Origin of the sequence: Aeromonas veronii bv. veronii (assembly GCF_000820225.1) — a bacterium.
Classification (GTDB): domain Bacteria; phylum Pseudomonadota; class Gammaproteobacteria; order Enterobacterales; family Aeromonadaceae; genus Aeromonas; species Aeromonas veronii.
Genome location: NZ_CDDK01000016.1, coordinates 38,505 through 61,813 on the forward strand (window position 1 = coordinate 38,505; position 23,309 = coordinate 61,813).

General features: G+C 62.2%; 17 protein-coding genes. 3 read left to right on the plus strand and 14 right to left on the minus strand.

What is annotated here, in order from left to right; genetic code table 11:
* Positions 1 to 58: 58 nt before the first annotated feature.
* The 7 genes from epd to BN1139_RS06125 all read right to left on the minus strand — a co-directional run bounded on the left by epd (position 59) and on the right by BN1139_RS06125 (position 9,405).
* Positions 59 to 1,069, minus strand: coding sequence for an erythrose-4-phosphate dehydrogenase (gene epd, locus BN1139_RS06095; RefSeq protein ID WP_005335438.1), 1,011 nt, complete (start codon positions 1,067 to 1,069; stop codon positions 59 to 61).
* A 60-nt stretch (positions 1,070 to 1,129) separates the two neighbouring features.
* The gene (locus BN1139_RS06100; protein WP_005354429.1) at positions 1,130 to 2,059 is read right to left on the minus strand and encodes an ROK family protein; all 930 of its coding nucleotides are present in this window, start codon (positions 2,057 to 2,059) and stop codon (positions 1,130 to 1,132) included.
* Positions 2,060 to 2,170: 111 nt separating this feature from the next.
* On the minus strand, positions 2,171 to 3,238 hold the full coding sequence (gene hemE, locus BN1139_RS06105) for a uroporphyrinogen decarboxylase (RefSeq protein ID WP_005354434.1): 1,068 nt from the start codon (positions 3,236 to 3,238) through the stop codon (positions 2,171 to 2,173).
* Between the two features lie 182 nt (positions 3,239 to 3,420).
* On the minus strand, positions 3,421 to 4,200 hold the full coding sequence (nudC, locus tag BN1139_RS06110; protein WP_005354438.1) for an NAD(+) diphosphatase: 780 nt from the start codon (positions 4,198 to 4,200) through the stop codon (positions 3,421 to 3,423).
* A 221-nt stretch (positions 4,201 to 4,421) separates the two neighbouring features.
* Positions 4,422 to 7,586 (minus strand): bifunctional proline dehydrogenase/L-glutamate gamma-semialdehyde dehydrogenase PutA, encoded by a 3,165-nt coding sequence (putA, locus tag BN1139_RS06115; protein ID WP_005354445.1) that lies wholly within the window; start codon positions 7,584 to 7,586, stop codon positions 4,422 to 4,424.
* 314 nt (positions 7,587 to 7,900) lie between these two features.
* Positions 7,901 to 8,506 (minus strand): TIGR04211 family SH3 domain-containing protein, encoded by a 606-nt coding sequence (locus BN1139_RS06120; protein ID WP_005335443.1) that lies wholly within the window; start codon positions 8,504 to 8,506, stop codon positions 7,901 to 7,903.
* A 146-nt stretch (positions 8,507 to 8,652) separates the two neighbouring features.
* Positions 8,653 to 9,405 carry a potassium channel family protein gene (locus BN1139_RS06125; protein WP_005354446.1) on the minus strand — a complete coding sequence of 251 codons (753 nt, stop codon included), beginning with the start codon at positions 9,403 to 9,405 and terminating at the stop codon, positions 8,653 to 8,655.
* Between the two features lie 101 nt (positions 9,406 to 9,506).
* On the opposite strand from BN1139_RS06125, the gene BN1139_RS06130 reads away from it, so the two are divergent.
* The 3 genes from BN1139_RS06130 to glnE all read left to right on the plus strand — a co-directional run bounded on the left by BN1139_RS06130 (position 9,507) and on the right by glnE (position 14,320).
* Positions 9,507 to 10,757, plus strand: coding sequence for a methyl-accepting chemotaxis protein (locus BN1139_RS06130; RefSeq protein WP_005335445.1), 1,251 nt, complete (start codon positions 9,507 to 9,509; stop codon positions 10,755 to 10,757).
* Between the two features lie 83 nt (positions 10,758 to 10,840).
* Positions 10,841 to 11,287 (plus strand): GNAT family N-acetyltransferase, encoded by a 447-nt coding sequence (locus BN1139_RS06135; protein WP_005354447.1) that lies wholly within the window; start codon positions 10,841 to 10,843, stop codon positions 11,285 to 11,287.
* Between the two features lie 159 nt (positions 11,288 to 11,446).
* Positions 11,447 to 14,320, plus strand: coding sequence for a bifunctional [glutamate--ammonia ligase]-adenylyl-L-tyrosine phosphorylase/[glutamate--ammonia-ligase] adenylyltransferase (gene glnE, locus BN1139_RS06140; protein WP_005354448.1), 2,874 nt, complete (start codon positions 11,447 to 11,449; stop codon positions 14,318 to 14,320).
* A gap of 88 nt (positions 14,321 to 14,408) precedes the next feature.
* On the opposite strand, the gene BN1139_RS06145 is transcribed toward glnE, so the two are convergent.
* The 7 genes from BN1139_RS06145 to BN1139_RS06175 all read right to left on the minus strand — a co-directional run bounded on the left by BN1139_RS06145 (position 14,409) and on the right by BN1139_RS06175 (position 23,154).
* Positions 14,409 to 14,939, minus strand: a complete 531-nt coding sequence (locus tag BN1139_RS06145) for a GNAT family N-acetyltransferase (RefSeq protein ID WP_041915403.1) — start codon at positions 14,937 to 14,939, stop codon at positions 14,409 to 14,411.
* A 95-nt stretch (positions 14,940 to 15,034) separates the two neighbouring features.
* Positions 15,035 to 17,236 (minus strand): glycoside hydrolase, encoded by a 2,202-nt coding sequence (locus BN1139_RS06150; RefSeq protein ID WP_005354451.1) that lies wholly within the window; start codon positions 17,234 to 17,236, stop codon positions 15,035 to 15,037.
* 108 nt (positions 17,237 to 17,344) lie between these two features.
* Entirely contained in the window at positions 17,345 to 18,109 is a 765-nt protein-coding gene (locus BN1139_RS06155; protein ID WP_013723492.1) for a DUF2861 family protein, read from the minus strand.
* A gap of 80 nt (positions 18,110 to 18,189) precedes the next feature.
* The gene (locus tag BN1139_RS06160) at positions 18,190 to 18,837 is read right to left on the minus strand and encodes a response regulator transcription factor (protein ID WP_005354455.1); all 648 of its coding nucleotides are present in this window, start codon (positions 18,835 to 18,837) and stop codon (positions 18,190 to 18,192) included.
* A complete protein-coding gene (locus BN1139_RS06165; protein ID WP_005354457.1) occupies positions 18,834 to 20,216 on the minus strand; it encodes an ATP-binding protein in 1,383 nt (460 codons plus the stop codon). Before BN1139_RS06165 ends, BN1139_RS06160 begins: the two co-directional genes overlap by 4 nt.
* Positions 20,217 to 20,361: 145 nt before the next feature.
* Positions 20,362 to 22,515 carry an AsmA family protein gene (locus BN1139_RS06170; RefSeq protein WP_005354459.1) on the minus strand — a complete coding sequence of 718 codons (2,154 nt, stop codon included), beginning with the start codon at positions 22,513 to 22,515 and terminating at the stop codon, positions 20,362 to 20,364.
* A 132-nt stretch (positions 22,516 to 22,647) separates the two neighbouring features.
* On the minus strand, positions 22,648 to 23,154 hold the full coding sequence (locus BN1139_RS06175; RefSeq protein ID WP_005354466.1) for an NUDIX domain-containing protein: 507 nt from the start codon (positions 23,152 to 23,154) through the stop codon (positions 22,648 to 22,650).
* Between the last annotated feature and the right edge of the window lie 155 nt (positions 23,155 to 23,309).

Consider the following 23,309-nt stretch of genomic DNA (forward strand, 5'->3'; position numbering starts at 1 on the left):
CAGTCCTCTATATTTTCCAGGTAATGTTAAAAACAGTAACCTTTCGCCCGGGGCAGGCTCAGCCTGCGGCCATCATGGCCCGGGTGGTATCCAGCATCCGGTTTGCGAAGCCCCATTCGTTATCGCACCACATCAACATCTTGACGAGGTTGGCATCGCTCACCCGGGTCTGGGTACCATCAATGATGCAGGAGTGTGCATCATGATTGAAGTCTACGGAGACCAGCGGTTCTTCCGTGTAATCCAGAATACCGTGTAATGTACCTCTGGATGCCCGTTGCAGGGCTTGATTTACGTCAGTAACTGTCACTTTTTTACGAACAGTAATACTGAGATCCATCGCTGTTACATTGATGGTCGGCACCCGCACCGCGATCGCCTCGAACTTGCCGGCGAAGTGGGGCAGGATACGCTCCAGCCCCTTTGCCAGCTTGGTGTCCACCGGAATGATGGACTGACTGGCAGCGCGGGTTCGGCGCAAGTCACTGTGGTAGGCATCGATGACTTGCTGATCATGCATGGCCGAATGAATTGTCGTAATAGTACCACAATTTATCTCGAATTCTCGATGCAATGTTTCAATCACCGGCACCACGCAGTTGGTGGTACAGGAGGCGTTGGAGACGATCCGCTCCGCTCCGGTGAGGGTATGATGGTTGACCCCGTAGACCACGGTGGCATCCACATCGGCATCCGCCGGGTGGGAGAAGAGTACCTTGCCCGCCCCCGCCGCCAGATGCAGCTCGGCATCGGCCCGCGAGCCAAATACCCCGGTGCAATCGAGCACCACGTCCACCCCCAGCGCCCGCCACGGCAGCTTTGACGGATCCCGCTCGGCAAACAGGGAGATGAGATCCTCCCCCACCAGCATGCTGTTGCCCGCCAGTTGCACCGGATGGTGGAAGCGACCGTGACTGGTATCGTAACGGGTCAGGTGCACCATGGCCTCGGGGGCCGCCAGCTCGTTGATGGCGACGATCTTGATGGTCTTGTCGCGCCCGCTTTCATAGAGGGCTCGCAACACGTTGCGACCGATCCGCCCGTAACCATTGATGGCAATCTTGATCATCGAGAATCCGTTTCCTTGAACCAGCAACAGGGCGGCGCACCGGCCGCCCGGGAGCCCCGGCTACGACAGCAGGGCCTCCTTGAATTCACCGCGGGCCAGCAGTGCGGCCCCGAATACCCCGGCACTGTCGCCAAGGGCTGGAGCAATAATGGGGGCACTGAAACGGGGATTAAAGAGGAAGGGCAAAATTGTCTGCCGTCCTGCGCTGTAAAGGCTCTGCACATTGCCCACCCCACCACCGATGACGATCACATCTGGGTCGAGAATATTGACCACATTGGCCAGCGCCTGACCAAACAGCAGGTGCAGCCGGTCGATGGTGAGCTTGGCCACATGATCGTGAGCCGTGGCGGCCGCGATTTGGGCAAGCGAGAGGTGGCGCTTGGCCTTGGCCTCGTACCAGGCCTCCAGCGCCGGGCCGCTGATCAGGGTCTCGACGCAGCCACGCTTGCCGCAGTAGCACTCGGGGCCATCAGGGGAAAGCACGTTGTGGCCCCACTCACCGGCGATGCCGTGGTGGCCGTTGAGGATCTGGCCGTTGATGACGATGCCGGAGCCGACCCCGGTGCCCATGATGATGCCGAACACCACTTTCGCATCAGGATGGTGCTGGCGCACTGCACCGAGATGGGTTTCTGCCAGCGCAAAGCAGTTGGCATCGTTGGCGATCAGCACCGGCACACCCAGCTTGCGCTCCAGATCCTCCTTGAATGGCTTGCCGTTGAGCTCGGTGGTGTTGCAGTTCTTCATCAGGCCGGTCTGCGGATCCCGCGCCCCCGGCGTGCCCATGCCGATGACGGTCGGACGCTGGCCAATCTTCTCGGCGCACTGCGCTACCAGCTTGGCGATCTGGCCAATCATATGGTCATAACCGCCAGCCCGCTCGGTGGGGATGCGGTGGCGCAGCAGCACCTCGTCGCCCTCCAGCACCACGCATTCACACTTGGTACCGCCAAGATCGATACCCCAATCCAGTGACTTGCTGCTCATCTTGCCTCCTGCACTGGCGCCACGCTCTCGTGTCGCAGCGCCATTCTTTAATGTAAAACGGGGCCTTGCGGCCCCGGATATCAAACACACTCTTCTTCTCTCACCCCGGCCTTAGCGACCGTGGTACTGGGCGGAGAGCTCGTGTACCGCGTTGACGAACACACCGGCATGTTCCGGGTTCACATCCTGATGGATGCCGTGACCCAGGTTGAATACATGGCCATTGCCGTGACCGAAACCGGCCAGGATGGAGGCGACCTCTTCACGGATGCGAGCCGGGGTCGCGTAGAGCATGGAGGGATCCATGTTGCCCTGCAGCGCCACCTTGTCACCGACCCGACGCTTGGCGTCGGCAATGTCGGTGGTCCAGTCCAGACCCAGCGCATCGCAACCGGTGGCGGCGATCTGCTCCAGCCACTGACCGCCGTTCTTGGTAAACAGGGTGACCGGCACGCGGCGACCGTCGTGCTCGCGGATCAGGCCATCGACAATCTTGTGCATGTACTGCAGGGAGAAATCGCGGTAATCGCGAGGGGTGAGCACGCCGCCCCAGGTGTCGAACACCATGACAGCCTGCGCACCCGCCTTGATCTGGGCGTTGAGATAGCTAATCACGCTGTCGGCCAGCTTGTCGAGCAGCAGGTGCAGGGTTTGCGGCTCTGCGTACATCATCTGCTTGATCTTGGTGAATGCCTTGGAGCTGCCCCCCTCCACCATGTAGGTGGCCAGGGTCCATGGGCTGCCGGAGAAACCGATCAGCGGCACTTCGCCCTTCAGCTCGCGGCGGATGGTGCGCACCGCGTTCATCACGTAGCCCAGCTCATCTTCCGGATCCGGAATGGGCAGCGCCTGCACATCGGCCATGGAGGTGATCGGGCGCTCGAAGCGCGGGCCTTCACCCTGCTCGAAGTAGAGACCCAGCCCCATGGCATCGGGCACGGTCAGGATGTCGGAGAAGAGGATGGCGGCATCGAGCGGGTAGCGGCGCAGCGGCTGCAGGGTGACTTCACAGGCCAGCTCGGCATTGCGGCACAGGGACATGAAATCCCCCGCCTGGGCGCGAGTCGCCTTGTATTCCGGCAGATAACGGCCAGCCTGGCGCATCATCCATACCGGGGTCATGTCTACATCCTGACGCAGCAGGGCGCGCAGGTATCGATCGTTCTTCAGCTCTTTCATCCCAGTTCCCGAGTTCGTATCACGCATAAAATGGCGGCCATAATACCACTTTGCCCACCGGATCGGACTGCCCAAAACGTGGCAAATGGACGCGCGGTTGAAAAGATGTGAAGGGGCGCAAACCTGACCGCCCCTCTTGTAACAAGAAGTGCAAAAAGATTGGCGAAAAGATAAGCGCCTCGTTACCCCTCGCCCGCCAGCGAACGCTCAATCAGCCGCCGGGCGATGGTGCCGTGGGGCGGCAAACGCGGCAAGCGGTCGGCGGTAAAGAAATCGGCAGCGACCAGTTCGTCATCCTGCACCCGGATTTCGCCGCTCTCGTAGTCGGCGGTAAAGCCCATCATCAGGCTGTGGGGGAAGGGCCAGGGCTGGCTCGCCACATAGCGCACATTGCGCACCCGGATGCCGCTCTCCTCGAACACCTCCCGCGCCACGCACTGCTCGAGGTTCTCTCCCGCCTCCACAAAGCCGGCCAGCACGGTATACATGGGATCGTCCGCCTGATAGTGACGGCGATGGGCCGCCAAGAGGATCTCCGGCCCCTTGCGCACCGCCACGATAATGCAGGGGGAGATACGCGGATAGGCCGTGTGGCCGAGGTGGCACACCTGCGCCCACTCCCCCGCCTTCGGGGTCATGGGAGCGCCGCACTCGCCGCAGAAGCGGTGGGTGCGGCGGAAGGTGGCGAGCTGCCAGGCGCGGCCAGCGAGACGAAACCCCTCTTCATCCCCCGCCACCATCAGCTGGCGCAGCGGGCTCATAGCGCTCGTGTCGGCCTCATCACCCAGATCGAGCAGATAGCAGGGCAGCCCCTGCCACTCATCAAAACGCTCGAAATGGGCGTCAGCCAGCGCTGTGGGCAGGCACGCTTTACTTCCTTGTGGCACCTCTCCCTGCTGATCGAGCAGTACCAGATGATCGCCCCCCAGCACGAACCAGCGGGCTTGTTCGGTTAATGACATCAGATAAACACTCTCGTTAAAACAAAACCCTGGCTACGGCGGGCCCGCCAAGGGGCAAACGCCACGCGAATGGCTCCCATCTTACGACCAGCACGGGTCGCTGACGACCCCGCTGTGGCCGATTGTCCCATTCGTAAAAAACGGATGGTGCAAATAAAGAGGCCGCCCGAAGGCGGCCCGTTGTTATCCGGCATCCCTTATCCGGCCTCTATCGACGCGGATCAGGCATCGCCCATCGCCAACAGGGAGGCGTTGCCGCCCACCGCCGTAGTGTTGATGGTACGGGTCTTCTCGGTAACAAACCGCCCGAGATAGTGGGGGCCACCCGCCTTGGGGCCGGTGCCGGAGAGCCCCTGGCCGCCGAACGGCTGCACCCCGACCATGGCGCCGATCTGGTTGCGGTTGATGTAGACGTTACCGACATTGATGCGGCTCGCCAGCTCTTCGGCGTGGGATTCGTTGCGGCTGTGGATCCCGAGCGTCAGACCGTAGCCGGTGCCGTTGATGTCGCTGATCACCTTGTCCAGATCCCGGGTGGCGTAGCGCACCACGTGCAGGATGGGGCCGAACTGCTCCTTGGCCAGCTCGCGGATGGAGCCAATCTCCAGCGCGGTCGGCTGGACGAAGTGTCCCTCCATGGTCGCGGCGGGCATCGGCGCCTGGGCAATCAGGCGAGCTCGCGGGATCATCCGGGCCAAATGGGCATCCAGCCCCGCCTTGGCATCGGCATCGATCACCGGGCCGACGTCGGTGTTGTGCTCGGCCGGGTTGCCCACTTTCAACTCCTGCATGGCGCCGGTGAGGATCTCCAGCACCCGCTCGGCAATCTCCTCCTGCAGATAGAGCACCCGCAGGGCCGAGCAGCGCTGACCGGCGCTCTGGAAGGCAGCGCTCACCACGTCGCGCACCACCTGCTCCGGCAGGGCGGTGGAGTCGACGATCATGGCGTTCTGACCACCGGTTTCGGCGATGAGCGGCAGGATGGCACCATCGCGCTGGGCCAGAGTCATGTTGATCAGCTTGGCGATCTCGGTGGAGCCGGTGAAGCAGACGCCGCCGATGCGCGGATCGGCTGTCAACTTGGCCCCCACGGTAGCACCGTCACCGGGCAACAATTGCAGTACGTCGCCCGGAATACCGGCCTGATGGGCCAGCGTCACCGCCAGATGTGCGATAAGGCCGGTCTGCTCCGCCGGTTTGGCGATGACGGTATTGCCGGTGGCCAGCGCAGCGGCGATTTGGCCGAGGAAAATCGCCAGCGGGAAGTTCCACGGGCTGATGCAGACAAAGACGCCGCGCCCCTGCAGGAACAGCTCGTTCTGCTCGCCGGTGTAACCGGGCAGCAGGGTCGCCTGCCCCATCAGGCTGCGGGCCTGCACCGCGTAGTAGCGGCAAAAATCCACCGCTTCACGCACCTCGTCGATGCCATCTTGCAGCAGCTTGCCCGCCTCGCGGGTACAGAGGGAGACAAACTGCTCGCGGTTCGCTTCCAGCAGATCTGCCAGCTTCTCCAGTGCGGCGGCACGCTCGCTCACCGGGGTTTCGCGCCAGCGCGGGAAGGCGGCGTGGGCAGATGCCAAAGCCTGTTCCACCGCCTGCTCGTCGGCCCAGTGGATCTTGCCGACGGTGAGGCTCACATCCTGCGGGCTCAGCACGGTGCGTGCCTCGCTGCGCTTGAGGGTCTCGCCATCGACGATGGGGCCCGCCAGCCACTGCTTGCTCTCCAGCTCTTTCAAGCGGGCGAAGAAGGGGCGCTGGATGGAGAGGATATTCATGTTGACGCCGCTGGAATTCTTGCGGTCGGTGAAGAGGTTCACCGGCTGCGGAATGCGGTCGTTGGCAAAGCCGGAGTAGCGCTTGAGGGTGCGCAGCGGATGCTCGGCCAGCGAGTCCACCGGGGTGTTGGGATCCACCAGCTTGTGAACGAAGGAGGTATTGGCCCCGTTCTCCAGCAGGCGGCGCACCAGATAGGGCAGCAGATCCTTATGCGCGCCGACCGGCGCATAGATGCGGCAGTGCAGGCCGGGATTGTCGTTCAGCACGGCGTTGTGCAACTCCTCCCCCATGCCGTGCAGACGCTGGAATTCAAACTGGCGATCACCCACCATCTCCAGAATGCTGACCACGGTATTGGCGTTGTGGGTGGCGAACTGGGGGGCGATAAAGCCGCGAGTCGGCTCGCTCAGCAGGTAGCGGGCGCAGGCGAGGTAGGAGATATCGGTACCCGCCTTGCGGGTAAACAGCGGGTAGCCGGGCAGGCCCGCCTGCTGGGCATATTTCAGTTCGCTGTCCCAGTAGGCGCCTTTTACCAGTCGCACCGGAATGAGGTCACCCTGCTCGCGGGCCAGCGCGGTGAGCCAGCAGAGTACCGGCAGCGCGCGCTTGGAGTAAGCCTGCACCACCATGCCGAGCTTGCCCCAGCCACGGTTGGCGTCGGAGCGATAGAGCTGCTCGAACAGATCGAGAGAGAGCTCGAGGCGGTCCATCTCTTCGGCATCGATGCTGATGGCCACATCCTTGTCGCGGGCGAGACGCACCAACCCCACCAGCCGCTCGCACATTTCGCCGAGCACCCGCTCGCGGTTGGCCACGTCATAGCGCGGATGGAGCGCCGAAAGCTTGATGGAGATGGAGGGGGCCGGGCCGCCGTCGCTGATCCGCTCGTTGCCCACCGCCTCGATGGCGTTGCGGTAATCAGTTAGATACTTGTCGGCATCCTGCATGGTCAGCGCCGATTCGCCCAGCATGTCGTAGGTGTGGGTGTAGCCCAGCTCGCGGGATTTGCGGCTCGCCTTGAGCGCCTCCTTCATGTCGCGCCCCAGCACGAACTGCTTGCCCATGATCTTCATGGCGGCATACATGGCGGAGCGCACCACCGGCTCCCCCAGCTTGTTGACCATGCGCCCCAGCAGGTTGGCCGGGTTGCCGTCGAGCTTCTTGTCGAGCTTGATGATCTTGCCGGTCAGCATCAGCCCCCAGGTGGAGGCGTTGACCAGGGTAGAGTCGCTTTTGCGGAAATGGGAGGACCAGTTGGCGCCGGAGAGCTTGTCCTTGATCAGGGCGTCGGCGGTCTCGGCATCGGGAATGCGCAGCAGCGCCTCGGCCAGACACATCAGGATAATCCCCTCCTGGGTATCCAGGCTGTACTCCTGCAGGAAGGCGTCGATACCGTCACCGGAGCCGCTCTCCTTGCGCACCTTGGTCACCAGAGTACGGGCACGCTGGGTCACCTGCTCCAGCGAGGCGCCATCCCCCGGCAGCATGGCCGACAGTTCGGCCAGATAGGCATTTTCATCCACCACGTAGTTCTGGGTGATGGCTTCGCGCAGGGCGGCCAGATCGGAGGGGATATAGTCAGCGGCAAGCACTTGAGTAGCTTTGAACATATGGGGTCTTCCTGTACGCCCTAGGGCTGATATCGACAAAGGCGGACGCGCCGCCGAAACGCCGATAATGTATACAATGTTGCACCCTATATGAAATGAATTTGTTGCCATTCTTTAACAAAGATCGCTCATTCACCCCATGAACTCCCTTTTGAAGCCAATACGCCAGCAAGCGTGAGGGTCATCTGACTTCATTTTGTATACGATCTGCCGCCGCTCTATCGCAAAGCAGCCACGCATTCCGCCCAATACACCCCAAAAAAAGAAGGGCCGCCACGGCGACCCTTCTCAACAATTCATTCAGCCAGATGCTGTCAGTTCATCCAGCGATCGCCGCGGCTGCGACGACGGGGCAGCATGGGCAGCAGGATGCCAAGCAGGATACCGGCACCCACCATGGCGCCACCACGGATAAACCAGTCCATCTGCATGTCGTGCTCCTGGTTGTCGTAGCTTTGGGTCAGGGCATCATTCTGCTCTTTGAGATTGCTCATCTCCTCACCCTGACTGACCAGCTGGGCCTTGAGGGCGGCGATCTCCTTGCTCTGGGCAGCGATCTGACCATCCTTCTCGGTGAAGCGTTTCTCGTTGTCACCGTTAAGGTTCTGCAGGCGATCTTTAAGCTCATCGCGCTCTTTTTCCACCTGGGGCAGACGCTCGCGCAGGCTGATCTGGCTCTGCAGTTCGCTGTTCTTGATCCACCCCTCGCGGCCACGACCGTCCACCACCTGGGTGAAACCGGCCTCGCTGTTCACCGCCTTTACCTCCAGCGGTTCACCAGCCTTGACGCTGCCAAGGATCCGGTACTGGGTACCCGGGCCATTGTGGATATAGGTAAAGATGTTGTCTGAAACATAACGGGTATCGGCCAGTGCCTGTTGGGCACACAAGCAGATCAAAATCCCGAGAAGGGCGCGCATGGTCGATCGGTTCTCTTTTTCAGGTTTGGACAAGAGGTTGAATGTTAAGCCGCCAGCAGGTTAAAGGACAAGCGAAGAAAAAGCACCTCCCCCGGATTAAAGAGCGCAGAGTTGCGAGTCACCTCGCAACTTGCCCGTCTGCGGTCTCACTTGTTTTTCAGCTCCTGCACCTCGCTGCGCAGGGCGCGGATCTCCCGCAGCAGCTCCTCTTGCTGGTTGTTGTAGTGATGGCGCCACTTGTCGGTCTCGCCATCCCCCTTGTTGGGCTGCAAAAACAGGCTGGCCATAAAACCGCTGATGGCACCGAACAGACCGACCCCGAACAGGATCAGCAAGCTGGCGACAAACCGCCCCTCCTCGGTCTTGGGCACCAGATCCCCGTAACCCACTGTCGAGAGGGTCACCAGAGTCCACCAGAACGCGTCATAGGGTGTCTCAATCTGGCTGCCGGGCTGGCCTGACTCAATCCAGTACATGACGCCGGACCCCACCCCCAGCAGCAGGAAGAACAGAAACAGGATGCCGGAGAGAGTGGTCTCGTTGCGCTCGCGACGGAACATGGCCCAGAGATCCGGGTGTTCCTTGAACAGCTGATAGACCCGCCACAGCTGGATCAACCGCGCCCAGCGCAGCTGCTCCGCCATCGGCAGGCTACCCGGCAGATAGATCCAGTTGGCCTTGAAATAGGCCTTGCGATCGGAGGCCCGGATCCAGCCATAAGCAAAGTGCGCGAGGAAGAAGTAGCAGATCAGACTGTCGAGGTCATAGAAGAGCTGCAGAGTCTGTGGTGTCAGGCTCTCATGGCCCCACCAGCGGGCCGTCACCAGCACAACCGAGATAATCGACAGAAATGCCATCAGCAGATCCATCGCCCGCAGATGAGTTAAGTGATGTCGCATACATTTTCCAACTTTAAGCACAGTGCAAATTAATAAAAGAGAAGATAATGCCGATAGTCCTGAGGGCAAAGGAAAAAACGGCTTTTAAAAGGAGAATGACAATGCAGCTGAACCTGCTGGAGAAAAGAATGAGCAACATCCGGTTGGTACCCAAAGTGGTGCTGCTGATGGTGTTCAGTACCCTCCTGCTACTGACAAAACTCTGGTTTGACGCCAACAATCTGGAAGCGACCCTGCTCAGCGAAGGGCTCGATCCCGCCAAGGCGGATGCGATCTCCAATCGCCTGCTCTGGACCGGCCTGATGGAGACCGCCATCATGGGGCTGCTGTTCGTGATCCTGCTGCTCACCGGCTCCCGCCTGATGGTCAAGCAGGTGCACTATCTGGTGGGCCTGCTGGAGCGCTTCGCCAAGCGGGACCTCAGCCACAAGGTACTGCTCAAGTCTCGTGATGAATTCGGTGACATCGCCAAGGCGGTCTCCCACTCGCAGGAGAATCTCAAAGAGGTGTTTGGCAACCAGCGCGCCGCCTGCAAGGAGCTCAACGACATCGCCTCCCAGGTGACCCTTTGCATGGAAGAGGCCAACGAAGCGATCAACGAAGAGTTCACCCAGATCGAACAGCTGGCCAGCGCCATGAGCCAGATGGTCGGCGCCATTCGCGAAGTGGCCGCCCATGCGGATCAGGCCTCTCACGCCACCGCCGAAACCAGCCAGCTGGCGGAAGAGGGGAGCCGCTGCGTCGCCGACACCGTCAGCACCATAGACACCCTCTCCGGCAACATCCAGCGCTCCGCCACCGTGGTCAACGAAGTAGAGCAGGGGGTCGAGCGCATTGGCTCTGTGGTCGACACTATTCGCGGCATCTCGGAGCAGACCAACCTGCTGGCACTGAACGCCGCCATCGAGGCGGCTCGCGCCGGTGAAGCGGGTCGTGGCTTTGCCGTGGTGGCCTCCGAAGTGCGCGAGCTGGCCAACCGGGCTCAGGCCGCCACCGTCGAGATCCAGAAGATGATCGAACAGCTGCAGGGCAATGCCCATCAGGCTGGCGAGCTGATGGCCCAAAGCGTACAGCAGGCCGACAAGGGGGTGGAACAGGTGACCCAGGCCGGTACCCAGCTCGCCACCATAGTGCAGCGGGTACAGGGTGTCGCCGACATGAACCGCCACATCGCCGCGGCCTCCGAGCAGCAGAGCTCGGTCGCCGAAGAGATGCGCGGCAATCTGGAGCAGGTCAAGCAGATCGCCGAAGGCTCCGTCGTGGTGCTGCGCGAACTGCAAGAGGCCTCCGAACTGGTCGAGCAGCACAGCAAGGAGCTCGACAGCCAGATCCAGTCCTTCAAACTCGTCTGACTGTTTTCATGCCCCAATCCGGTTAGACTGGAAGGCCCCTTGAGGGGGCCTTTCTCATTTCCAGCGCACGGCAAGGAGCCAATATGCAGCAGAATGCAACGCACCCACCACTCGAGCTCAGTGACGACAAGGGGCAGCTCGATGTGCCGCTGATCCACCGTTTTCTCTCCCAAGAGGCTTACTGGTGCCGTGGTATTCCCCACAGCACTGTGGTGCGGGCCATCAACCACTCCCTCTGCGTTGGCGGCTATGTCGATGGTCAGCAGGTTGCCTTCGCCCGGGTCATCACCGACAAGGCCACCTTTGGCTATCTGGCCGATGTCTTCGTGCTGCCTGAGTACCGCGGCCGGGGTTACAGCAAGGCACTGGTGGCAACCATTGTCGACCATCCCGAGTTGCAGGGATTACGGCGTCTCGCTCTCGCCACCTCTGATGCTCACGGCCTCTATGCCGGTTTTGGCTTTGCGCCCCCAGCAAGTCCAGACAGCCTGATGGAGATCTACAACCCTGCCATCTACCAGCGCACCTGATTGACTGGCGGCCAATAATTCCCACCGGATCATGCTTCTCGCCCCTGCGCTGTGACGCGGGGGCCTGACAGTGCTAGATTGGCAGCCACCATTTTGAACCGGCAGCGTTGTTAACCTCGTGTCGTTAACCCTCTGTCGTGAACCACAAGGACGGCAACCGTGGCCCAGCACTCTCCCTCTTTCTCCGCCCTCTCCCCCCTGCTGCAAGAACAGGCCGAGCGCCAATGGCAGCGACTGGTCGAGCTAGCCCCCGACTATGGCTCGCTGCCCGAGCCCGTTCGCCAGACCCTGCTGACCCTGCTTGGCCTCTCCGATTTTGTCGCCGACTCTCTCTTCAAACAGCCGGAGTTGCTGACCGAACTGCTCGCCTCCGGGGATCTTGAACAGGCCGAACGCTGGCCCGCCTACCAGCGCGCTCTGACCGCCCTGCTCGCCGAGGTAAGCGATGAAGAGGCGCTCAAGCGCATCCTGCGCCAGTTCCGCCGCAGCCGCATGCTGGTGATCGCCTGGCGCGAGCTGCTGGGCCACTCTGAAGTGGAAGAGAGCTTTATCCACCTCACCAAACTGGCGGATGCCCTCATCTGCTCTGCTCGCGACTGGCTCTACGCCAAACAGTGTGGCGAGCTGGGCACCCCGATGGACGGCAATGGCAACCCGCAGCCGCTGCTCATTCTCGGTATGGGCAAGCTGGGTGGTGGCGAGCTCAACTTCTCCTCGGATATCGACCTTATCTTCACCTTCCCCGAGAACGGCTACACGGTTGGCGGGCGACGCGAGCTCGCCAACCAGCAATTCTTCATCAAGCTGGGCCAGCGCATCATCAACGCCCTCCACCAGCCCACGCAGGATGGTCAGGTGTTCCGGGTCGATATGCGACTGCGCCCCTTTGGCGATGCGGGGCCGCTCGCCATCTCCTTCGCCGCCATGGAAGATTACTACCAGCACCACGGCCGCAACTGGGAGCGCTACGCCATGGTCAAAGCGCGGGTACTGGGCCCCCAGTGCGAGCACGCGGTGGAGCTGGCCGAGATGCTGCGCCCCTTCGTGTTTCGCCGCTATATCGACTTTGGCGTCATCGACGGCCTGCGCCAGATGAAGGCGATGATCGCCGCCGAGGTGCGCCGCAAGGGGCTGGAGGGCAACATCAAGCTGGGGGCTGGCGGCATTCGTGAAGTGGAGTTTATCGCCCAGGCGCTGCAGCTTATTCGCGGCGGTCGTGAACCTGCACTGCGGGTGCGTCACCTGCCCGAAGCACTGGCCGCCATCGCCCAATGTGGCGCCCTCGAATCTGCCCATTGCGATCGCTTGCTGGATGCCTATCGCTTCCTGCGCCGGGTCGAAAACATCTTGCAGGAGATCGGCGATCAACAGACCCAGACCCTGCCCACCGAGGAGCGGGATCGCCAGCGGCTGATCGCCGCCCTCGGTTTTGCTGACTGGGGCGCCTTTATGGCTCATCTCGATGAGGAGATGGCGGCCGTCCATCAGGAGTTCGCCGCCGTGGTGGGGGAAGAGAAAGAGGCACCCGCCCATCTGGAGCAGCTCTGGCTCGATCTCTGGCGCACCGAGCTCGACGCCGCCGAGCTGGAAAAATTGCTGACTGCGCAGGGGGTGGCCGAGCCCGCCCCACTCTGCGCCGCGCTGCTGCGTTTCAAGGAGGAGTACAAGCGCCGTCAGGTAGGGCCGCAGGGACGCATCGCGCTGGACTGGCTGATGCCAGAGCTGCTGCGGCTGGTGGTCGCCAGCGAGCAACCTTCCCGCCTGTTCGAGCGGGTATGCGAGCTGCTGACCCGCATCTTCACCCGCAGCGCCTATCTGCAGCTGCTGGCGGAGAACCCTGGCGCCCTGCGCCAGCTGGTGCGGCTGTGCGACGCCAGCCATCTGGTGAGCGAGCAGCTGGCCCGCTACCCCATCCTGCTGGACGAGCTGCTCGATCCCCAGCACCTGTACCACCCCACCCCGCTCGATCAGTACAAACCCCAGCTGCGCCAGTTCCTGCTGCGCATCCCCGAAGAGGACGTGGAGCAGCAGATGGAAGCGCTGCGCCAGTTCAAGCAGGTGCAGCTGCTGCGCATCGTGGCGGCCGATATCGCTGGCGCCCTGCCGCTGATGAAGGTGAGCGACCACCTCACCTGGCTGGCGGAGGCGATCACCGAAGAGGTGGTCAATCAGGCCTGGGCCCAGATGAGCGAGCGCTACGGGGTGCCGCCCGAGGTGGCGCTGAGCGGCCAGCGCGGTTTCGCGGTGGTGGCCTATGGCAAGCTGGGCGGCATCGAGCTCGGCTACGGCTCGGATCTCGATCTGGTGTTTCTGCACGGCGGCGACCCCAACAGCTACACAGATGGGCGCAAACCCATCGACAGCCGTCAGTTCTACCTGCGTCTGGCACAGCGGATCCTGCACCTGTTCAGCACCCGCACCCCCTCCGGCATTCTCTACGAGATCGATATGCGGCTGCGCCCCTCCGGCGACTCCGGCCTGCTGGTCTCGTCGCTGTCGGCCTATGAGCAGTACCAGCAAAACGAGGCATGGACCTGGGAACATCAGGCGCTGGTACGGGCTCGCCCCATCTATGGCGATGACGCCATCGTTGCCGAGTTTGCCCGTATCCGCCGCGATGTGCTGGCCAAGGAGCGAGATCTGCCGACTCTGGCCCGCGAGGTGCGCGAGATGCGCCACAAGATGCGGGACCACCTGCTCAAGGCCGGTGCCGGCGAGTTCGACCTCAAGCAATCCCCCGGCGGCATGGTGGATATCGAGTTTATCGCCCAGTATCTGGTGCTGGCCCACGCCTGCGGCGAACCCGATGCCCTCACCCGCTGGTCCGATAACGTGCGCATCTTCGATGAGTGCGTGATGGCGGGGGTGCTGACCCTGGAGCAGGCGGAGGGGCTGAAGCAGGCCTATCTGGAGATCCGCAACCTCGGCCATCGCCTCAACCTCTCGGAGATCTCCCGCAAGGTGAGCGACGATCAGCTGCAGAGTGAACGCAGCCATGTACTCGCCGTCTGGCGAACCCTGCTGGGGGAGTAATTACCGCCAGCGGCAATGAAAAAGGGCCCGCCTGAATTGCTTCAGGCGGGCCCTTCTCTTATCGGTAAAACAGCATTCTTGCGGCTGCTCAGCCGTGATCCATCACCGTCTCCACCAGCATGCTGTTGAAACGCTGATAGGCCTCTTCCTCAAGGAGCCCCGGATAGCTCAACACCCTCAGCGTATGTCCTTGATAATCAGGATGATAGGGCGGGTGGACATGGGCATAGTCGTTGAGACAAAAACCCAGCCCCTGATAGAAGCGCAGACGGCGAATGGCAATCTCATCCTCTGGCGGATCGATCTCGAGAATGACGGTTTTGCCTGCCTGCTCGCAAAATTCGGCCAGCAGGCGACTGCCGTAGTTGCGGCCGCGCAACGCCGGATTGATGGCCAGATGCTCGATATAGATCTGCTCGCCGCACGCCCACCAGAAGATAAAACCGAGCAGCAGGCCGTCCTGATAAAAGATTTGGCAGTGATAGCGAGGATCCCGCATCTTCTGGGGCTGATGCTGTGACTGGCGCTGCTCGTAGCGGGGAAAACTCTCGCCATAGATCTGCCAGACCAGCGGCCACGCCGGATGGTTTACCTCTCTAATCACTTCACTCTCAATCATCAGAACTACCTCTAATCCATTTTGCAGAACGTTCATCTATACATAAAAAGTTCCGCCACATCATCCTCTAATGAAATAAAAGCCAGAACGCCAGATTAGCGGGCGCCATCCGGTTGCGAGACAAACTGCTGCTGGCTGCCATCGGGCAACAGCGCCAACACGCTTTGAGCGGCCAGTTTTATCCCCGCCAGCTCGGTGGCCGGGCCGAAGTTGGCCACCAATCTGGTGCCATCGGCAAACTCGCTCTGCTGCACCACACCTCTTTTATCGAGCCAGCGAAAACCGGTGAGGGGCTGGTTGTAGAGCCGCTCATGCAGCGGGCGGAAGAAGGCATCGAGCCTCCTGAGGTAGGGAATGCGCACGCTGGCGCTATCCAGACTCATGTTGAGCAACGGCGGCACGTTGTAGAGCTGCTGCAACAGTTCGGTCACCTGACGGCTCTCCCTGAACTTGAGGCTGTCCATCGTCCAGTGGTGGGTGGTCACTATGCTGTCGTGAAAGACGCTCTGGAGCAGCGGCAACCGCAGCGCCGGATCGAAGTAGAGCCCCTGATACTCAGGTTTTAGGTGGCTCTGGCGAAAGAAAAATGCAGGCTGATAGTCGGGATACCAGACCCCCAGATAGTAGGGAGAGCGCTTGTTGCGGCGCATATCGGGATCCTGCCAGCCAAAGCCGCTGGTCTGGGGGCCGTGGGCAAAGGCCGCGGTGCGGTTGGCAACCGAGCCGCCCTCCTCGGAGCCCACCAGTACACCCTGACTCCTGGCAATCCACGCAATTCCCGCCATCCGGTTCTGTGCATCCTGCGCCTGACTGGTCGGCTTGGCCGGGTCGAAATCGTCAAACACCATGCCGGTCGCCGCCACATCGAGGAACCAACTGTTGTAGTGGCTCGCCTGCTGCAATTTGGGCACTCGCTGCTCCATCACCGGGCGCACACAGGCCTGATTGGTGTAGACGCCGCTGTTTTGAAAGCCGCTCTTGCGCCGCCCGTTCTCCTGCATGATGCCGCAGCGCAGGTAGATATCCTGCCCCATCTGGGCGGTGAGCCAGCTCTGCTGGCGATTCCCCTCCGGCAGCGCGGTATCGTAGGAGTCGTAAGGAGCGATGAGATAGCCCGCCGCTTTGGCAAGTTCAATCCCCTCTGACGCAGCAAAACCGGCGGTCCACTGGGGCAGCCCCAGCCAAAGTCTGGGAAGATCTGCCTGTTTGAGGGCATAGATCATCTTGGCCGAGCTGCCATCACCCCAACTCTGCGGCTCGTTAAGCGCAGCCCCCAGTTGCCTGGCCGCCAGTGCGCGCCGGGCAGCGAAATCAGCCGGTTGCTGACCCGGATGGCGCAGCGCCAGCGCCTGCTCAACTCCGGCCAGCACCCGGTTTTGCAGGTAGCGGTTGCGGGCCAGATCGGGCGCTTGCAGCGCACGCTTGCTCTCCCCCTTGAGCCAGTCGGCAGGGATCAGGCGGCGCAGAGCGGGCCAACTCTTCACATCCTGTGGCACCAGCAGTCGCTCGCCCCAGAGGTAGAGGTGAGAGGCGCCAATCAACCGCCTGCCATCCTTTACTGCCGCCAGCTTGCTTTCGAGCGAGACAAGCTCGCCCCGAGCCTGCAACCAGTGGCGATAGGCCTTGCCCGCCGCCAGCCAGTCGTTGCCCGGCTGCAGCGACACCGCCACCTCATAGGGGGCAGCCTGATTAAGGCGATTGACGCTGTGGGTCGCCGTGAGGGCAATGCCATCTTTCTTCGGAGCAAAGGTGAGCCGGTTGTTGAAAGGGTTGGCAAAGAGGATCGCCAACTGCTGATCGCCGTGATCCAGCCCAACCACCGGCAGGGTCAGATTATCCGTGGTGTTGATCCCCTGATACTCCTGCGCCAGCGCCTTGCGCCACGCAGTGTGCGTAGCCGGAATGCGGAATCCCTCGTGGATCGGCAGCATCAGCGCCTGCGCCCCTGCCGGTACCCGCGGCCACACCAGCTCGCCAGCACTCGCACGGCTCAGGGTGAGGATCAGACGGTTGCCCTCGAGGCGAGCCAAGGCCCGCACCTCGCCATCGGCACGGGTCAGCCAGCTGGCACGCTCCCCCTCCTGCTGCAGCACGGTGACCGGCTGACGCGGGCCGGGGGAAGAGATGAGAAGGTGCTTGCCCGATGGCAGCACAGCCTCGGCCGCCAGGGTGGCGGGATCCAGCTCGATGCGCCACTGATCGTTGGCAAGGGTCAGCGCCTCGGCAGGCAGGGAGAACAGCGGCGCCAACAGCAGCAGCGGGCGGATCCGGCTCGTTAGCACGGGAAGAAGAGTCATGGTCGGTGATTCCTGATAACACACGGGAATCGCCATTTCAGCAGATTGGCCGCCTGCGATTGTCAGGCCAATGTCAGGATTGCGTGCACCTGACCATCACGACGACCATTACTCAACCGGCCCCGCCTGACTGTGGCTCAGCTGCAACACCAGCTGGCCGCGCTGGCTGGTTTGCACCAGTGAGAGGGTGCGCCAGCTGTTGGGGGTAATGGCTGGCCATTTCACCGGCTCATCGGGCGCAATGCGGTGCCACCAGAGCAGGGAGAATTGCGGGCGGGCCAGTACCGCCTGATCGAGCCAGAGCGGCGTACAGGAAGCGGGATTGGCGGGGGGATTGGCCACCGCCTGCGGCGAGCGGGAGAGCCAGTCCAGATCCTGCACCGCAGGCAGTGGCAGCGCCACCTGCCAACGCTGGCCCGCCACCGTCAGCCGCAGCTGATAGAGCCCGGCTGGCAAAGGCGTCGGTAGATCGGACCCGACAACCCTGACTCCGGAGTTCTCTTCCGCCTCCCACTGGGCACCTGCCAGTCGGTCACGGCCAGCGGGATCGATAAGTTCAGCTGCGGTGATGGGCCCCTCGCCGGTCAGCTGCACCCGATAGTCCCGCAGCAGCGGCGCATCGCGCTGGATCAACTCAAGGCGCAGCTCGCTCACCCCATCAGGCAGAGTGAGCGGGAAATCCTTGCCGCAGTGCTGGGCACTCAGCGCGGCCAGCATCCCCTGCCAACTACGGCGCTCGGCATCACTTGTGAGCGCAGGCCAAGCCTGCTGCAAAGATTGCCAGGCGTGCCGGTTATCCCCCTGCAACAGCGCCAGGGTAGCCGGTTGCAGTGGATCGGCGCGATCGGCTTCCAGAAGGCGATCAGTTGCCATCACGCTGCTTACGTTTAGAAGGCCCAGGTTCAGAAGGCCGCCGCTTAGAGCCAACAGCAGCCCAGCCAGCGTTGCACGCTTCACGCTGGCACCTCCAGCCGGTAGCCGATGCCGCGCACCGTCTCGATAGCCAACCCGGGCAGCTTCTGGCGCAGTTGCAGAATATGGGTATCGACAGTGCGGGTGGAGGGAAACGCCTGATAGCCCCACACCCGGTTGAGGATCTCCTCCCGGCTCAGCACCCGCCCCGCCATCCGCACCAGCAGGGTGAGCAGGGCAAACTCGGTGGGGGTAAAGCTCACCTCCGCATCCTGCCAACTCGCCTGCATCCGGGCAGGATGAAGCTGCAAGCCGCCCACCGCCTGAGTGCCATCCCCCAGCTGACGCAGCTGGGCCCGGATCCGTGCCAGCAGCTCGTCGTGGGAGAAGGGCTTGGTCAGGTAGTCGCGCGCCCCCGCATCGAGCCCGGCAACCCGATCGCTCACCTCCACCCTTGCGGTCAGCACGATCACCGGCAACGCCTTGCGGGCCAGCCACTGGGGCAGCCAGTCGAGGGCATCCCCCTCCGGCATGGTGCGATCCAGCAGCACCAGATCCGCCGCCAGCCACTGCTGCTCCGCCGCAGTCAGGGTGTCGCACCAGAGGCAACGATACCCCTCGCGGGTCAGATAACGTTGCAGGTTCTCCGCCAATAGCGCCTCGTCTTCGACAAGCAGAATGGTCTTCATGATTCGATGTCACTCCAGAGTTGGCAGGGCAGCGTCAGGGTGAAGGTGGTGGGCGGGCCGGATAGGGCGAGGTGCCCGCCAAGACGGCGTAGCAGATGGCGCACGATGGCAAGCCCCAGCCCCAAGCCCTCGGCACGGGCACCACGGCGCAGCAGGGTGGCGAGCCGGTAACTCGGCAGCTCGCCACCATCGCTAACGGCGAGGATCAAGCGCCCCGCCTGCCAGCTAGCACAGATCCGAACCGGCGCGCGGCCATGCTGGCTGGCATTGCGCAGCAGGTTGTCGAGGGCGAGATCGAGCCAGTAGAAGGGGAGCGCGAGAGTCATCTCACGCTCAAGGCAGAAGGTAGCGCCATGCCGCTCGCAGGCCAGCGTGAGCCACTCGGCCAGACTGACCGCCACCCGCTCATCCTCGAGGGTCTCTGCCGCCAGATAGTGGCGACTGGCCTGTGCCAGTTGATGCAGGCGGGCGACACTGCCCAGCAGCTGACCCACGCTCTGCTGGGCGGAAGGGGGGAGCCTGTCGAAGTCGTGGCGCAGCTCCTCGCTGATGCCGGAGAGCGCCATGATGGGGGTGCGCAGCTCGTGGGTCAGCATCTGCAATGCGACGCGCCGCTCCCGCAGCAGGCGCCAGCGCTGCCAGCTGGCCCACCCCAACAGCAAGATAAATCCGAGCGAGCTGGCCAGCGCCAGCCACTGCCAGTGCAGCGTGGGTCGCTCGTTGATGCAGAGCGCGCCGACCCGCTCCTGACAGGATCCATCAACCCGGCTATCCAGCATCACGCCGAACCGCTCGGCCAGCGGTTGCCACTGGCCAGCGCCATAGCGACGCCACTGCCCATCGGCAAGCAGCCAGAGCTGGCCGGATTGCAGCAGCCAACGATCACCCCGCAGCAAGGCGTCAAGGTTGTCATCATCGAGCTCCCCAAGCTGCCCCAACCGGTCGCGCCGCTCCCGCACATGGAGCAGAGCATCGAGCCCAGCCGCCGGATGACCCGCCAGCCAGTGGGCTGCGCTGGAGCCGCCAAGCGGATAGATGGGGTGAGCGGCAAACCAGCGGGTCGAGGGCGCAGCCCCTTGGCCGCAAAGCGCCAGCAGCAGTGGCAGCCACTCGGCGGGCAAGGCATTCTCTGTCCCGCACTCCTGCTGATAGCGATAGATGGCCTGCAACTGGCGCAGCGGGTAGCGTTGCCAGCCGGGATAGAGGGAGTCGGGAGCAATCAGGCGACGGTCGAGCCGCTGTACCTCATCAAGAGGCAACACCTGTTCGGGAGCCAGTTCGGCCAGCTCACCAGCCAGGCGATCCGCCAGCGGCCCGGCCAGCACGGGATAAGCCATGCCGTAGCAGATCAGGGAGCAGAGCAGCAGGATCAGGCGCATGGGTTCAACTCGAGATGACTCAGGATGAAGACACAGCAGAGCACTGCGCCATAAAAAATGTCAGCGCCATTTTTAAATGGCGCTGACATCCGGTCAACCGCTAACGGCATTCGCGCAGCTCCCGCCAGCCCATATGAACCGTCACCTATTTGAACAGTCCCTTGAGCAGCTGGTCAGCCACCCCTTTGACGGCCTCGTTGTCAGCCTTGTCACCCAGCAGCTTCTTGAGTCCGCGCTCGGCCTCCTTACGGACCTTATCCTCCAGCAACTTGTTGTTGCTGAGCAGCGCCTTCACGTCGAGCCGATAGCTGGGCGCCTGCCAGTGGCCGCCGATCCGCACCGGTATGGTGATCTCCTTCAGCTCATCCACATCCTTGCCTCCCTGCCCCTTGCTGCTCTCGACGATGGAGGTGAGGAACAGGAAGTCGAGGCTCTGTGGCACCAGCGCCGTCTGCCCCTCCCCCTTGACCCGCAAGGCCGGGGCAAAGAGCTGGATGTCGTTGCTGCGGGCGATGCCATCGGCAATCTGGAAGCTGGCGGTCAGGGCGCTGAAATCGGTCTTGCGCGCCTCCTTCACCTGCTCGGCCCCCTTGCCGCTGAGGGTAGCCCGCGCCTCGCGGATCATCTCCGGCAGGTTGATGCCGTGCAGGGCGCCATCGCTCAGTTTCAAGGTAACCTTGCCCTGCATCCCGTTGCGCAGCGCCAGCGCAGAGAGACCACGGCCCTGCACCTGAACATCGAGATCGCCCTTGCCCTCCAGCAGATCGCTCTGGGCCAGAGTTTGCAGCAAGGGACGAATGTTCACTCCGGCCACCTGCTTGTGCACCTTGTAGGTGGCGGGTTGCTGGCGTGCGTCGAGTACCCCGTTCGCGTTTACCTGACCGCCAGCCACGGTCGCGCTGAACTGTTTGAGCGTGAGCAGTCCCTTGGCCAGAGCCACCTGCAGATCGACAGCGCCGAGATCCAGCCCTTTCAGACGCAAGCTGCCGAGTTGCAGCCGCCCATCCAGATCCACCCCTTTGAGCGCGCCCAGATCCGGTTCGACCGCGGAGAGGGTTTCGCTCTTGCCGGTTACCGCTTTACTGCCACTTGCTGCGGCATTGGCCGCCGGTTTGCCCTCTTTCGGCTGTGCGGTCGGAGCCGGTGTCGATTTGGCGAGCCATTTGTCGAGATCCAGCTTCTCCCCATGCAGATCAAAGGTGATTGCCGGAGTGGCACCAAGCTGCACGGTTCCATCACCACTCAGCAGCGCCTCATCGGCACTCATCACCAGCTTGCTCAGGGTAATCAACTGCTTGTCGAGCTCGACACGGGCAAAACCGGCCAGTTTCAGCTTCATCTGCGGGCGCGGCAGCGCATCACCTTCCAGCGCTGCCGTCAGCAGCACATCGGAGAGTTCGGCAAGCTTCATCTCCTTGTCGAGCCGTCCCTTGAGCGTTCCTTCCAGCGAGCCAGCCAGTAAAGCTTGCTGCCCCTCTACCTTGGCTCCTTTCAGCGCCAACGTGAGGTTGCTCCACTCACCAAAGGCCAATCGGTCTCCCTTGATGGAGAAACTGTCGAGTCGCAGGGACGGAGCACTCAGGCTGCCACTGAGGCTCAAGTCTTTCAGTTCACTGGCCATCACCTCCTGCGCCAGCTTGATCTGGGTCTGCCCTTTAACATCGAAAGCGAGCTTGTCGGCACTCCCCTTGGCGGCCAGCGCCACGGGTACCCACTCACCGGTAGCCAGCTGCCCCATATCGAGATCGAGGCGATCCAGTCGCAGCGACGTGCCGCTGCGATCATCCTGTACCAGCGCACTGGCCTGGGAGAGCGCGACACCCTGCAAGCTGATCTGCCAGGGCTTGCTATCAGCGGTTGGCGCAGGGGTTGCGGGGACGACCGGTTCGCTTGCATCAGCAGTGGCATCTTTGATCAGTCCGCTCAGATTGGAGCTGCCATCCGCCTTGGTCTGGATAAAGAGATGGGCGCCACTCAGGGTCACCTTGCCGACCTCCAGACGATGGGAGAACAGCGGCAACAGCGCAACCGAGGCCTCGCCCTGTTCGAAACGAACCAGATCCGGCTCGGCAAAACCGGCCGGATTGCGCAGAGCCACCTTCTCCAGCGAGAGGCCGAGACTAGGCCAGAAACGCCAGTCAATCTCCCCCGCCATCACCAGTTCCCGGCCCGTGCTCTTGCGCACCTGCTCTGCAAGTTGGGGCTTGAATTGATTGGGGTCGATAAGGCTTATCAGCGTCACTATGGCCAGCAAGGCCGCCACGGCGATGCCGAGCAAGATGAGAACTATCTTCTTCACGATATGCTCCTTGAATCCGGATCCACTGCTGACTATACCACTCACCGTCTGACGAATGGCGTCTGCGGGACAAAAGCGGACAAGGATGAGACAGGGATGGTCGCTGCCAATCCCCATCGTCATCAGCAGGGATCAGGCTTGCAAAGAGGATTGCTGCAGCCGCGCCATCGCGGTGCGCGTCGACTCGAAAGCAAAACGGGGCAAGGGGATATCGCTGATCTTCAGCCACTGACAGGCGGCCACATCGTCAGCCGGCTGGATGACAGGTTTTTCGCTCAGCACGATGGCAAAGAAGGTGTCACAGGTGTGATAGGTGATGCCATCGTAGGGATAGATATTGGGGAATGAGCCAAGATAGGTGCAAGGATGAGCGCTAACATCGAGCCCCAGCTCCTCCTGCAACTCGCGCACCAGCGCCGCCTCCAGCGACTCGCCGGGATCAACAAATCCTCCTGGCAGATCCAGCAACCCCTTGCCCGGATTGCGGGCACGCACCGCAACCAGCACCTCGTCCTGCCAGCAAAGCGCCACCATCACCGCAGTCGCCACATTCTGGAAAAAATGAAAACCGCAGCCACAGCGAAACTCTTTGGGGCTGACGCTCTGCAGGGTTTGCCCGCCGCATTTTGGACAAAACATGGGCTATCTCCGACCAAATAAAGCGCCATTTTACGCTGTTGCGACCGTTTTTTATGAATAAAACTGACGGGGAAAACGAGGAATTCAAAGGGAGAGGAATAAAACGGAGCAATTATCAGGCTATTTGCTGAATTACAGGCAATAAAAAACCCCGC